The 12678-nt window shown below is 71.8% G+C and carries 11 protein-coding genes and 2 tRNA genes; 5 read left to right on the forward strand and 8 right to left on the reverse strand.

Annotated elements, in window-relative coordinates; genetic code table 11:
* Positions 1 to 87: 87 nt before the first annotated feature.
* From ehuD to OG788_RS18455, 4 genes are all read left to right on the forward strand, one after another.
* A complete protein-coding gene (gene ehuD, locus OG788_RS18440; protein ID WP_406372124.1) occupies positions 88 to 738 on the forward strand; it encodes an ectoine/hydroxyectoine ABC transporter permease subunit EhuD in 651 nt (216 codons plus the stop codon).
* A complete protein-coding gene (gene ehuA / locus OG788_RS18445; RefSeq protein WP_406372126.1) occupies positions 728 to 1528 on the forward strand; it encodes an ectoine/hydroxyectoine ABC transporter ATP-binding protein EhuA in 801 nt (266 codons plus the stop codon). The genes ehuD and ehuA overlap by 11 nt, the downstream gene beginning before the upstream one ends.
* 253 nt (positions 1529 to 1781) lie before the next feature.
* Positions 1782 to 2540, forward strand: a complete 759-nt coding sequence (locus OG788_RS18450; protein WP_351542028.1) for an IclR family transcriptional regulator C-terminal domain-containing protein — start codon at positions 1782 to 1784, stop codon at positions 2538 to 2540.
* Between the two features lie 180 nt (positions 2541 to 2720).
* Positions 2721 to 2794: transfer RNA gene (locus OG788_RS18455), tRNA-Lys, on the forward strand.
* Positions 2795 to 2873: 79 nt separating this feature from the next.
* Here the strand turns inward: OG788_RS18455 and OG788_RS18460 are convergent.
* The 8 genes from OG788_RS18460 to OG788_RS18495 all read right to left on the reverse strand — a co-directional run bounded on the left by OG788_RS18460 (position 2874) and on the right by OG788_RS18495 (position 12391).
* Positions 2874 to 4175: a M18 family aminopeptidase gene (locus tag OG788_RS18460; protein ID WP_406372128.1), complete on the reverse strand. Its 1302-nt coding sequence runs from the start codon at positions 4173 to 4175 to the stop codon at positions 2874 to 2876.
* Positions 4176 to 4562: 387 nt separating this feature from the next.
* Positions 4563 to 5207: a response regulator transcription factor gene (locus OG788_RS18465; protein ID WP_351542026.1), complete on the reverse strand. Its 645-nt coding sequence runs from the start codon at positions 5205 to 5207 to the stop codon at positions 4563 to 4565.
* Entirely contained in the window at positions 5201 to 6472 is a 1272-nt protein-coding gene (locus OG788_RS18470; RefSeq protein ID WP_406372130.1) for a sensor histidine kinase, read from the reverse strand. Before OG788_RS18470 ends, OG788_RS18465 begins: the two co-directional genes overlap by 7 nt.
* 176 nt (positions 6473 to 6648) lie before the next feature.
* On the reverse strand, positions 6649 to 8343 hold the full coding sequence (locus OG788_RS18475; protein ID WP_406372132.1) for a long-chain-fatty-acid--CoA ligase: 1695 nt from the start codon (positions 8341 to 8343) through the stop codon (positions 6649 to 6651).
* 72 nt (positions 8344 to 8415) lie between these two features.
* A complete protein-coding gene (locus tag OG788_RS18480; RefSeq protein WP_406372134.1) occupies positions 8416 to 8886 on the reverse strand; it encodes a DUF3592 domain-containing protein in 471 nt (156 codons plus the stop codon).
* Positions 8887 to 9023: 137 nt separating this feature from the next.
* On the reverse strand, positions 9024 to 9662 hold the full coding sequence (locus OG788_RS18485; protein WP_351556990.1) for a lytic polysaccharide monooxygenase: 639 nt from the start codon (positions 9660 to 9662) through the stop codon (positions 9024 to 9026).
* 138 nt (positions 9663 to 9800) lie between these two features.
* Positions 9801 to 10988, reverse strand: coding sequence for an SPFH domain-containing protein (locus OG788_RS18490; RefSeq protein ID WP_406372136.1), 1188 nt, complete (start codon positions 10986 to 10988; stop codon positions 9801 to 9803).
* Between the two features lie 59 nt (positions 10989 to 11047).
* Entirely contained in the window at positions 11048 to 12391 is a 1344-nt protein-coding gene (locus OG788_RS18495) for a peptidoglycan-binding protein (protein ID WP_406372138.1), read from the reverse strand.
* Positions 12392 to 12575: 184 nt separating this feature from the next.
* On the opposite strand from OG788_RS18495, the gene OG788_RS18500 reads away from it, so the two are divergent.
* A tRNA-Lys gene (locus OG788_RS18500) sits at positions 12576 to 12649 on the forward strand.
* Positions 12650 to 12678 lie beyond the last annotated feature (29 nt).

Genomic DNA, 12678 nt, shown 5'->3' on the forward strand with positions numbered 1-12678 from the left:
GGACCTCAAGTACCTCATGGACCCCATGGACCTCGTGGACCTCGTGGACCTCGTGGACCTCATGGAGACGACGACCGGAGGTGCCTCGTGACGTGGGACTGGAACACCGTCGGCGACTTCATGCCGCATTTCTGGGACGGCCTGCTGATCACCCTTCAGGCACTGGCCATCGGTTCGGTGATCTCGTTCGTTCTCGGTCTGGTGTGGGCCCTGCTCATGCGGACACCGACGCGCTGGGTGCGCTGGCCGGTCGGGGTGGTCACCGAGTTCGTGCGCAACACCCCGCTGCTGGTGCAGTTGTTCTTCCTCTTCTACGTGCTGCCCGAGTGGAACATCACGTTCTCCGCGCTGACCACCGGTGTCGTCGCGATCGGGCTGCACTACTCGACGTACACGATGCAGGTCTACCGGGCCGGCATCGAGGGCGTGCCCTCCGGCCAGTGGGAAGCGGCCACGGCGCTCAGCCTGCCCGTGCGGCGCACCTGGACGGCGGTGATCCTGCCGCAGGCGGTCCGCCGTGTGGTGCCGGCGCTCGGCAACTACGTCATCGCGATGCTCAAGGACACCCCGATGCTGATGACGATCACCGTGCTGGAGATGCTCGGCGAGGCGCGGCTGTACTCGCAGCAGCACTTCCAGTTCACGGAACCGCTCACGGTCATCGGTGTGGCCTTCATCCTCATTTCCTACCCGGCTTCCCTGCTGCTGCGAGCCCTGGAGCGACGTCTTGTCCGCTGACACGAACACCGACACCGGCCCCCTGAAGGACCTTGCCAATCCCCCCGTGGACGGCAGCGAGCTGATCCGGTTCGACAAGGTCACCAAGCGCTTCGGCGACAATACCGTCCTCGACGGGCTCGACTTCCGCGTCGATTCCGGGAAGCACGTCACGCTGATCGGCCCGTCCGGTTCCGGCAAGACGACGATCCTGCGGCTGCTGATGACCCTGACCCAGCCGGACGAGGGCACGATCACGGTCGCCGGGGACCCGCTCTTCCCCGCGGACGAGAAGCGGGTCCGCGAGGTCCGCAAGAAGATCGGGATGGTCTTCCAGCAGTTCAACCTGTTCCCGAACATGAGCGTGCTGAGGAACGTCACCGAGGCACCCGTCACCGTCCTCGGCCTGTCCAGGGACGAGGCCGAGGAGCGGGCCCGTGAACTGCTCGACCTGGTCGGCCTCGCGGACAAGTGCGACGAGCGGCCGGGCCGGCTGTCCGGCGGCCAGCAGCAGCGCGTGGCGATCGCCCGTGCGCTGGCGATGCGGCCGCAGGTGCTGCTGCTGGACGAGGTGACGTCCGCGCTCGACCCCGAACTGGTCGCGGGAGTCCTCGATGTCCTGCGTGACATCGCTCACACCACGGACATCACGATGCTCTGCGTGACCCACGAGATGAATTTCGCCCGGGACATCTCGGACCAGGTTCTGATGTTCGATTCTGGCCATGTCATCGAGTCCGGCCCGCCGGAGAGGATCTTCGGCGACCCGGAGCACGAGCGGACCAGGGAATTCCTCAGCGCGGTCCTCTGACGTCCGGGAGTGAACGAGGGGCGGAGGGGGAGCACGTACGGGAAGGCGCGAGGTCCGACTCCTGGGTCATGCCCGACGTGCCATGCCTTTGGCATATGCCAGGGTGGTGCGCTCCTGCTGAGAGGCATGGAGCGCACCACCAATCTCGTCAACAGACGCTCACAGATGGCTTCTTGACGGTTATCGTGGAGTGAGGCCAGCTGTCCGGGCCGACGTCTTTTTTGAGCCGGGCCATGAAGCGCAGGGGGAAACCGTGGCGCTGATGAACGAGCCGACCGCGCCGTACCACTCGGCCCAGGACGCCCTCCGCGTCCTGGAGACGGTGGCGCGGCACACCACCGGCGTCACCGAGGCCGAACTCGCCCGCCAGGCGGGCCTAGGGGCCGACCGGCTGACCGCACTGCTGCGCATGCTGCGCCGGGAGGGTTACGTCGAGCAGGTCACGGACGGCGCGTACGTCACCGGCGCCGCCCTCAGCCGCCTCGGTTCCGCCGAGGGCCGCGACCAGGCCCTGCGCGAGAAACTCCAGCAGACGATCGACCGGCTCCGCGACTCGGTCGGCGCCGCGATCTACCTCAGCCGCTACATCGACGGCGAGGTGCACGTCACCCAGTACGCGGAGAGCCCGGCGACCCCCGCGGTGAACGAATGGGTGGACTTCCGTTCCTCCGCGCACGCCAGCGCGGTCGGCAAGAGCCTGCTCGGCCAGCTCGACCACAACGGCCGCCGTGATCACCTCGCCCGCCACAAGATGGCCCGCCTCACCTCGCGGACCATCACCAGCGAGCGGCTCCTGCTGTCCCGCCTCGACTCCCAGCCGGCCACCGTGCCCGTGCTCGACCTCCAGGAGTACGCGATCGGCACGGTCTGCGCGGCCGTCCCGATCACCGCGGGCTCCTCCGTCGGCTGCCTCGCCCTTTCCCTCCCCGTCGAGCACGCCCACCGGCTGCGCCGCGCCGCGGACACGCTGAACCGCGGCGCGACTCCGGTGCTGCTCTCCCTCACGATCTGACAGCGGCCGTACCGGGCGCAGCCCGGCACCGCACCGGGCCGGCGGGCCGATCCCGCCCGGCGGCCGGTCGGGGCCGGCCACGCGGTCGGACCGGTGGCCGTGCGGGTGGTCGGAAGCACCCGCACGGACCAGGTAGTATTTCTTTTGTCGCCGCCCGCGGAAGCGGGAGGCGAGAGTCATGCGCCGCTAGCTCAGTTGGTTAGAGCAGCTGACTCTTAATCAGCGGGTCCGGGGTTCGAGTCCCTGGCGGCGCACCTCGGTGAAGGCCCTCCACGCATGTGGGGGGCCTTCACGCATTCCCGGGAATCTCGCACGATCCCCGGAACACCCGGCCTACTCCGCGGTGACGAACTCGGTCAGCACCCGCGCCAGCAGCCCCGGATCACGCGCCCCGCACAGCTCCCGCGCCGAGTGCATCGACAGCCCGGCCACGCCCACGTCGACCGTCGGCACACCGAGCCGGGCCGCGGTGATCGGGCCGATCGACGTCCCGCACGGCATCGCGTTGTGGGAGACGAACGGCTGCCACGGCACATCGGCCCGTTCGCACGCGGCGGCGAAGGCCGCGGCACCGGTGCCGTCGGTGGCGTACCGCTGATTGACGTTGACCTTGATCACGGGACCGCCGTTGGGCAGCGGACAGTGGTCCGGGTCGTGACGTTCGGCGTAGTTGGGGTGGACGGCGTGGGACATGTCGGAGGAGACGCACAGCGCGCCGGCGAGGGCACGGTGGAAGTCCTCCGTCCCGCCGCCCCGGGCGGTCACGGCACGGCCCAGCACCCGTTCCAGGAAAGGACCCTGGGCGCCGGACTCCGATCCGCTGCCGACCTCCTCGTGGTCGAAGGCGGCGAGCACCGGGATGTGCGCGGGCGGCCGTGCGGCGCCCGCGGCGGCGACCAGGGCGGTGACGCCCGCGTGCACCGAGATCTGGTTGTCGAGGCGCGGTGCGACGATGAACTCCTCCTCCGCGCCCAGGTACCCGGGCGGCTGGATGTCGTGCAGCATCAGGTCCCAGCCGAGGACCTCGGCGACGTCGGCGCCGGCCTCGTCGGCGATCCGGCCGAGCAGGGCGCCGGGCCGGGGGTCGCCGAGCCCCCACAGCGGGGCCATGTGCCGCTGGCGGTCCAGGGCGAGCCCCTCGTTGACGGTCCGGTCGAGGTGGATGGCGAGCTGCGGCACCCGCAGCAGCGGCTTGTCGACGCAGACCAGCCGGGTCGAACCGTCGCGCAGGGCCAGCCGCCCCGAGACGCCCAGATCGCGGTCGAGCCAGGTGTTGAGCGGCACGCCGCCGTAGACCTCCACGGCGATCTGCCGCCACCCGGCCGAACCGGTGTCCGGCGTGGGCTTGACCCGCAGGTTCGGTGAGTCGGTGTGCGTGCCGACGATCCGGAACGGGGTGCGGGCGGGGGCACCCGGCGGGACGTACCAGGCGAGCAGCGCTCCCCCGCGGACGACGTACCGGCCTCCCTCCGCTCCGGCCGTCCAGTCGTCCCGCTCCCGCAACTCCGCGAAGCCCGCCTTCTCCAGGCGCTGCGCCGCGCTCGCGACCACGTGATACGGCGAGGGGCTGGCTCTGACGAAGGTGAACAGATCGTCGTTGTGTCCGCGGTCGAGCGTGTCATGCGTGGGGGACATGAGTGCCTTTCGGGTGCTTGTCGAGGGTCGGGGCAGGGGGCCGTCGGACCGCCCGGCCGGCGCACGGTTCGACCGGGGCGACGGTCCGCCCGGGAGGCGGTCTGGCCTTCAGGGGCATGACAATCTCTTGGGCGGTCCCGGCCCCCGTCGTCCCCGGTCCGGACGCGAGCCGGGGCGGGACGGCCCGTCGGCTTCCGTGTCCGCGACCCGGATCTGGCAACGCAGGTCCTTCTTCCCTCGGCTCGGGCCTTCCTCGGCTCGCGCTCGAGTCGGCTCGCGCGCGCCGCGCACGGCCCTCCTCGGCACACGCGCCCGGATATCCTCCCCGCGACAAGCGGCCGGGATGCCTCCCCGCGACGTCGTTCGAAAGAGGTCGGCGGGCCTCGGCTACCCCCGCAGATACGCCAGTACGGCCAGCACCCGGCGGTGCGTGCCCTCGGCCGGAGGCAGTTCCAGCTTCGCCAGGATGTTGCCGATGTGCTTGCCGACGGCGGCCTCGGTGACCACGAGTTCCCCCGCGATCGCGCCGTTGGACCTGCCCTCGGCGACCAGGGCGAGGACCTCGCGCTCCCGGGGTGTCAGCGCCTCCAGCGGATCGCGCCGCCGGCGGAGCAACTGCCGTACGACCTCGGGGTCCACGACCGTCCCGCCCGCCGCGACCCGCTCCACCGCCTCCGCGAACTGCTCGACCTGCCCGACGCGGTCCTTGAGGAGGTAGCCGACGCCGGTGCCGTCCCCGGTGTCGAGGAGTTCGGCGGCGTACGCGCGCTGGACGTACTGGCTGAGCACGAGCACCGGAAGGCGCGGGTCGGCGGCGCGCAGCGCGAGGGCCGCGCGCAGCCCCTCGTCCTGGAACCCGGGTGGCATCCGTACGTCGGTGACGACGAGGTCGGGGGCGTACGCCGACACGGCGTCCCGCAGTGCCTCCGCGTCTCCGACGGCCGCCACCACCTCGTGACCGAAGCGGTCCAGGAGCCCCACCAGCCCCTCCCGCAGCAGCACACTGTCCTCGGCGAGCACGACTCTCAGCAAGGGATCTCCAGACGCAGCACGGTGGGGCCGCCCGGTGGGCTGTCGACGGTCAGTGTTCCATCGAGGACCGCCAGCCGGTCGGCGAGTCCGGTGAGGCCGGAGCCGCCGCGGCCCGTGGTGTGACGGGTGCCGGGCCGCGGCGCGCCTCCCCGCCCGTCGTCCCGCACCTCGACCCACAGCCGCCGCCCCCGCCGGTCCCCCTCCCCGCATCCGGCGCTGATCCACGCCCGGTCCGCGCCGCTGTGCCTGCCCACGTTGGCGAGCGCCTCCCGTACCGCGAAGTACGCGGCGGACTCCACGGATTCGGAGAACCGGGGCAGGTCGACCTCCACCTCCACGGGTACGGCGGACCGGTCGGCGGCATCCGCTATCGCGTCCGCGAGACCGTAGTCCGCGAGCACCTGGGGATGGATGCCGTGAATCAACTCCCGCAGTTCGCCGAGGACCTGGTCGGCCTCCCGGTGGGCGGCCGCGAGCCGGCCGGCCAGTTCGGGCGGGGCGTCGAGGCGGACGAGCCCGAGCGTCATGCTCAGGGCGACCAGCCGCTGCTGGGCCCCGTCGTGCAGATCCCGTTCGATCCGCCGTCGCTCGGCCTCGAAGGCGGCGACCAGCCGGGCCCGGGACTCCGTCACCTCGGCGAGGCGCTGCTCCGTCTCGCGCGGCGTGAGCAGCAGCCGGGCGAGGGCGGCGCGGCCCCGGCCGTAGAGCGTGAGCGGCCACAGCAGGACGAGGAGCAGCAGGAATCCGCAGGCCGCGCACACGAACGCGGTCCCGTAGGAATCGACCAGCCACAGTTTGGCGATCCGGGTCTCGCCGCCGAGGCGCGCGAGCTGGACCGGTGCTCCGATCATGGCGCCGGGGATGCCGAGGACCACGGCCAGGACCACCAGGTCCAGCGGCCACAGCACGAAAGCGAGCAGCACGGCGTACGCCAGTTCCCGCCAGGTCGCCTGCTCGGCGAACCGGAGTCCGGCCCAGGCCGCCAGTCCGGGCCGGTCCGGAGTGCGGTGCGGGTCTCCCGGGCTCCGGGAGGACCCGGCGGCGGGGCCCGTCGCCGCCGGTGCGTCGACCTGTCGCAGCCGCCACCGTTCGACCACTCCCACCGGTATGCCGGTCAGCGCGAGCAGCCCGAGCAGGGGCAGCCCCACGAGGAGGGGGGTGAGCACCGCGCCGACGGCGCCGAGGGCGAGCAGCCCCACCGACAGGGGGGCGCCGACCAGCACCCCGCCCACGAGATATCCCGCGTACGCCACCGGACGGATCATGCCGCCACCGTAGGCGCGCGCCGACACCACGGACCATCCGGCCAGGGGGTGTCCGCGGGGTAGGGCCGGCCCTACCTGTCCCGCGCCGCCAGTCCCGGCGCCTGTTCGCCGGGCGCCCACCTGCCCCGGCCACCGCCTGTCCGAGCATCTGCCTGCCCGGGCCTCCCGACCGGTGCCTACCGTGCCAGCAGTTCCTCCCGCCCGTGCGCCCGGTACCGGGCCACCAGTCCGTCCACCTCCGCCGCCGGCAGTGTCCGGTACGCCGGCTCCCCCGGGGGCCGCCACCACACCGGGTCCGGGCAGCGGAAACCCTCGCGCCTGAGGCCCACCCGGTGGATCTTGTTGGTGGCCGTGACGGGCATCCGCTCCACGATCCGCACGAACCGGGGTGCCATCTTCGTGCCCAGGTCGGGCTGGGTACGCAGGAACTCCATGAAGGTCAGCGGGTCGAAGCGGGCCCCCTCCTTCAGGGCCAGGGTCGCCATCACCTGGTCGCCCGCCACCGGGTCCGGCACGGCGTACACCGCGACGGCGGCGGCGTCCTCGTACCGGGCGAGGATGTTCTCGATCATCGCGGCTGCGAGGTTCTCGCTGTCGACGCGGAGCCGGTCGTCGGTGCGTCCGGCGAAGTAGAGGAAGCCGTCGGCGTCGCGGTAGAAGAGGTCGCCTGTCCAGTACCAGCCCTCCTCCGCCCCGGCGTCACCCTGCCGCGGAAACTCCCCCCGGCGGCGGGCCGCGTCGGCGTCGGGATTGCGCCAGTACCCCTCGAAGGGGCTGGCCCCGCGGTTCACCAACTCCCCTATCGCGTCGGCGCCGTTGAGCAGGCGTCCGTCGTCGGCGAAGACGGCGGGCGGGCACTCGCGCCGGGTCGCCGGGTCGATCACGGCGAGGTCGTCGGAGGGTGCCGCCCGTCCGATCGCCCCGGCCGGGGTGCCGGGCGTGCGCTGGATGGCGGCACCGCCCTCCGAGGAGCCGTACCCCTCGATCAGCCGTGCTCCGAACCGCTTCTCGAAGGCGGCCGCGTCGACCGCGCCGGCCTCCGTGCCGAATCCCGTGCGCAGGGGGTTGTCGCGGTCGTCGGGACGGGCGGGCGTGGCCAGCAGATACTGCACGGCACGGCCGACGTAGGTGAAGTACATGGCCCCGCAGGCCCGTACGTCGGGCAGGAACCCGGAGGCCGAGAAGCGGCGGCGCAGCGCGATCCTCGCGCCGGCCGCCAGGGCGGGGGCCCAGTCGGCGATCACCGCGTTGCCGTGGAACATCGGCATGCAGATGTAGTGGGTGTCGTCCGAGCGGACTCCGAAGTGGTCGACGAGGGAGAGTCCGGCCGCGGCGATCCTGCCCTGGGTGCAGATCGCGGCCTTGGGCGCGCCGGTCGAACCGGAGGTGAACAGCAGCAGGAAGCGGCTGTCCGGGCCGGCCGCGCCGGCGTCGGGCTTCGCGCCCTCGTAGGACCTCAGGAGGTCGGCGTAGGCGTCGGTGTCGGTCACCAGGACGCGTACGCCGGGGAGTTCGAGCCCGTCGAGGAGGGGCAGGTGGGTCCGCTCGGTGACCAGGACGCGGCACTCGGTGTGCCGGATGTCGCGGGCCAGTTCGGGGCCGCGCCGGGTCGGGTTGATCCCGGCGACGGCGGCACCGGCGAGGGCGGCCGCGCTCAGCCACAGGGGATATTCAGGGGTGTTGTCCAGCAGCACCCCCACGTGCGGCTCGGCACCGGGCGGCAGCAGCTCGGCGAGCAGAGCCGCCCGGGCCGCCGCGCCCGCCGCCACCTGGTGGTGGCTGATGTCCCGGCCCTCGAACCACAGCCCCGGCCGGTGGTCGCCCCACCGCTCCCGTACGAGCTCCCCGACGGTGCGCCTGCTGGAATCCATGGCAGCGTACAGTAATTGACGAGTCGTCAGATGTAGAGAGGTGTACGCGCCCCGACTCAGGCGTACGCGCGCTCAGATCCCGCCGAAGAACGCGTCACCGCTCGCGGACATCTCATGGAAAGTGATCATGAAGCCGATGCAGAAGGCGACGATCACACCGCAGAACGCCACCATGACGACGGTGCCCACGGCCGCCCTGACCGGGCTCGGCGCGTGCGCCGTGGCCTTCTCGGGGTTCTGGGCGGCGTAGTGCACGGTGACGATGTCGCCCTCGACGACCGTCGGGCGGCCGTTGCTCTCCTCGAAGCGGACGGCACGGCCGTCGCGCGTCATGAACTCGTAGACGTGGTGCAGGGTCGTGGAGACGGACGTGTCGTGGCCGCCCCCGCTGACCGTCGTGTACGAGCGCAGGCAGCGCGCCTCCGCGGTCAGTCCACTGCTCCAGGCGCTGCGCACCTCCAGCGAGCGGCGGACCACCTTGGCCGCCATGAAAAGCACCAAGGCCATGATCAGGCTGGGCACGGCATAGAAGAACACACTCATGACAATTCCCCCGGTGGTCGGATACAGATCCCCGCACGCCGACCTGGTCGAGTCGGCGTGCGGGGAACATACCCGCACCGGAGGCGTCCGCGCCTCAAGGAAGGCTCAGAAGCGCGGCCTTGGACGTGCGGCGGGCCTCAGAACGTGACGTCCGCGCAGGAGTAGAACGCGTTCGTCGTGTCCGCGACCGTCCACACCCCGAGGATGATGTGGTGTCCGCTCCGGCCGCTCGGCAGGGTGCCGGTGTGCGAGAGCGTGGACGGCGGGCGCTGCCCGTTGTAGGGGACCGTCAGGAACGGCGTGGTCTCCAGGTCCGCGCGGGTCAGCGCGTGGTTCTGGTTCCAGCCGGTCTTGGTGATGAAGTACTTGAAGTCGGTCGTCGCGTGCATCGCGGTGAACTGCCAGCGGAAGCTGTAGCTCTGCCCCGCGGTGACCTTGGTCGTCGGCCAGGCCGTACCCGCGGGGGTCTTGGGCTGGTCGAGCTGGCTGAAGTTGGTGTGGTTGGCCGAGCAGATCCGGCCGTCTGCCGGGCCCGCCGCCGGGAAGCCCTTGAGGCCCTCGACGCTCTGCGGCTCCCATTGGATGTCACCGCAGTTGGCGACGCTTCCGCCGTTCGCGGCGCACATCTTCTGCCGGCTGAGGGGCTGGTCGGTGTAGCCGTGGGCGCTGGCTCCGCCGGTGGAGAGCACGAAGGTGCCCGCCGTGGCGAGGCCGAGCGCCGCCGCGTACATCTTTGCTTTTCTGCTGGTGAGGGACTGGTTCGTCCGAATGCGCATGCTGGCGCTCCTGGAGGACGTGGGGGATGTTCCCGTGAGCTGTGCGCGCGTCGTTCAGGTCTAGACCAAGTCCCAGATTATTGCGGGTAGTTGAACATGTCCATACCAATAGCGAACCTGTCCGTCCCGCCGGCGGCCCTACGAGGACACCTCCCCGCGTCCCGTGCAGAACGCCACCGTCAGGTCCTTCACCAACGCCTTGCGCTCGTAGTCGTCCAGTTCCACCAGCCCCCGCAGGGTCAGCCGGGTCACCGTGTCCTCGACCGAGTCGACGACCGAGCCGAGCACGCTGTCGCGGTGCTGGGCGTCCAGGGCGGCGATCCGGCGGCGCTGCATCACCGCGGCGATCTCGGGCGCGTACTCGATCCGGGTCGGCTGCGCGGAGAAGACCTCCAGGCCGACCGGGGCCGTGTCCGCGGCCACCATCCGGGTCAGCGCCTCACCGACCGCGTCCGTGTTGCGCAGGGTCAGGTCCTTGACCACGGAGGGCGGCAGTTCGGCCGGCAGCTGCGAGAGCACCCGCGACAGGGCGGCCTCCACGCACTCGCGCAGATACGCCTGATGGTCGTCGACCGCGAGCGTGGCACGCGCGGTGTCCTTGACGCGCCACACGACGAGCACCACCACCCGCAGCGCGACCCCGTTCGCGTCGACCACGGACATCGGCTCGCTGCGCCAGTGCCGCAGCCGTACGTCGACCCGGCGGCGCAGCACCAGCGGGTTGACCCACATCAGACCGGTGCGCCGGACCGTGCCGCGATAGCGCCCGAACAGACCGAGCACCCAGGCCCGCCCGGTCCGGCCGCGGGCGAGACCGCCGAAGCCGAAGAGGCCGAGGGCGCCCGCCCCGGCGTAGGCCGCCCACTGCGCCGGCCCGAGCCCGGCGGCCGCGGACCCGGGCAGGTCGAGCGCCTCCAGTACAGAGGGCGGCAGCACTCCCGCCCACCACGTGGTGAGGGCACATCCGGCCACACCACAGGCCCCGGCCAGCGCACCCGCCGCTCCGGGCAGCACCCGTGCGGGCCGTTCCACCAGCTCGGGGTCCACCTCCGGCACCGGGCGCGGGGGTCTTCCGGTGGCGGGCCGCCGGATCCTCGGCTGTTCGCCGGTGCCGCGCCGGCGGCCGACGACGGCGGGGGCGAGCGGCACGGACACCGGCTCGGGGTCGTCGCGGAAGAGCAGGTGGACAGGGATCTCGGTGGTCGCCTCGTTCTGGATGAGCCGGGCGGACCGTGGACCGCCGCCGCCCTCGGCCGCCGTGTCGGACCGCGGCTCCGCCGAGGGCGTCCCCTCGGACTCCGGGGTGTGTGACGTCGTCGTACTCATAGCTGCCTCCATGCCTCCGCGCCTGGAAGTGTGTTCACGAGCCGTGCGGGACCGCCGGTTCAGGAGAAGAGCCGCCGCCAGGTCTCCGGTCCCGGATAGCCGTCCGCCGCCCCGCCGCGCCAGCCCTGCGCCCGCTGGAACGCCTCGACGTTGCGCCGGTCCGCCTCGCCCCAGCGCGGTCCGGGACCGGTCGTGTAGTGCGTGCCGAACCCCTTCTTGACCAGCTGCTTCCCGAGCTGGGTGACCTGGGCGTTGTTCGCTCCGGGCCGGAACATCGCGCGCCCCGGATAGGCGGGCACGGCGGGCGAGGTGCCCGGCGCCTGGGGCCCGGGGCTGCCCGTCGCTCCGGGGATGTTCCTGCCCTTCTTCCCGACCAGATAGGACCAGGTCGTCGGCCCCGGCAGCCCGTCCGCGGCCGCCCCCGTCCAGCCCTGCGCGCGCTGGAACGCCTGGGTGGCCCGCTGGTCGGCGCTCGACCAGCGCGGCCCCGGTCCCGTGGTGTAGAAGCGGCCCGCGCCGCGGTCCACCAGGAGCCGGCCGAGCTGGGTGACGTACGCGTTGTTCGCGCCGGGCCCGAAGTACGCGGCCCCCGGATAACGGGTCGTCGTGCTCGGCGCCGGACCGCCCGCGCCCGTGCTCAGCCCCTTGTAGCGGTAGGGCACGTAGTGGCTCGAGTTCGTCCAGTAGGCGTACGGAGTGGACTGCTTCCTGGCCTGCGGCGGGGTCTGCTCGTAGGCGACGTAGTAGGTGTGTGTGTAGTCCGTCCAGCCGCCGAAGACGACGACGTGCGAGCCCTTCTCCGGGTCGGCGGGATTGTGGAAGAGCAGCATGTCGCCCGGCTGGAGCTGGTCGCGGGTGATCCGCGCCCCGAAGCTGTCGAGGCTGCCCGTCCATTCGTTGCCCGGCAGGCTCCAGGCCATCGAGACGAAGCCGGAGCAGTCCTGGCGGTACCCGTCCTGCCAGTACTCGCTCATGCTGTACGGCACCCGCGCGTTGATCCAGGTCTTGGCCCGGTTGATGATCTCGGCCCGGGTGGTGGTGGGCAGCTTGACGGTCTGTCCCGGCTGCGCCGGCTTCCCCGCGGGGCCGTGCAGCGGCTCCTTGCCGCCCTGGGGGGTGTCGGGCTCGTCGGCCGCGGGCAGTCCGGGCCGGACGGGACCGTGCACGGCCGCCACGGCGGGCACCGCGCCGAGGACGGTGCCCGCCGTGGCGACGAGCGCGAGGGCCATGGGGGCCCGCCCCACCCCGGCGAGGCCGCGAACGTGGGCGAGGGCCGCCGGATGGCCCACCGGGCCGGACGGCCCGGGCCGTGAGGAGAAGGGCAGGACGCGCCGCCAGTGAACGCATCCGGGGCAGTCGCAGTCACTCGCGGGATCGAGTTCCTCGAATACCGGAGTCTTCATGCGCTGCCCCTCACACTCCAGATGGAAATGTCCGCATTTCTGCACATTCGTCAGTTTCTCAACTGTCATCCGGTGTCGCACGTTGACGGTCCGAATGATGTACGGGACCGCTCCCACCTGCCACGGAGCACCCCTCCCGGTCAGGAGCACCCCCGCGGGTCGGGTAGAGTTTTCGCGTCAGCAGGCGCCGCTAGCTCAGTTGGTTAGAGCAGCTGACTCTTAATCAGCGGGTCCGGGGTTCGAGTCCCTGGCGGCGCACAGACCGACGGGCCCCCTCGCAGCGACGA

The organism is Streptomyces sp. NBC_00647 (assembly GCF_045207245.1).
Taxonomy (GTDB): Bacteria; Actinomycetota; Actinomycetes; order Streptomycetales; family Streptomycetaceae; genus Streptomyces.

Coding starts and splice junctions, on each gene's coding strand:
- OG788_RS18460 (WP_406372128.1), bottom strand. CDS start 4,175: ATGTCCCCCACGCATGACACGCTCGACCGCGGACACAACGACGATCTG.
- OG788_RS18470 (WP_406372130.1), bottom strand. CDS start 6,472: ATGATCCGTCCGGTGGCGTACGCGGGATATCTCGTGGGCGGGGTGCTG.
- OG788_RS18475 (WP_406372132.1), bottom strand. CDS start 8,343: ATGGATTCCAGCAGGCGCACCGTCGGGGAGCTCGTACGGGAGCGGTGG.
- OG788_RS18480 (WP_406372134.1), bottom strand. CDS start 8,886: ATGAGTGTGTTCTTCTATGCCGTGCCCAGCCTGATCATGGCCTTGGTG.
- OG788_RS18485 (WP_351556990.1), bottom strand. CDS start 9,662: ATGCGCATTCGGACGAACCAGTCCCTCACCAGCAGAAAAGCAAAGATG.
- OG788_RS18490 (WP_406372136.1), bottom strand. CDS start 10,988: ATGAGTACGACGACGTCACACACCCCGGAGTCCGAGGGGACGCCCTCG.
- OG788_RS18495 (WP_406372138.1), bottom strand. CDS start 12,391: ATGAAGACTCCGGTATTCGAGGAACTCGATCCCGCGAGTGACTGCGAC.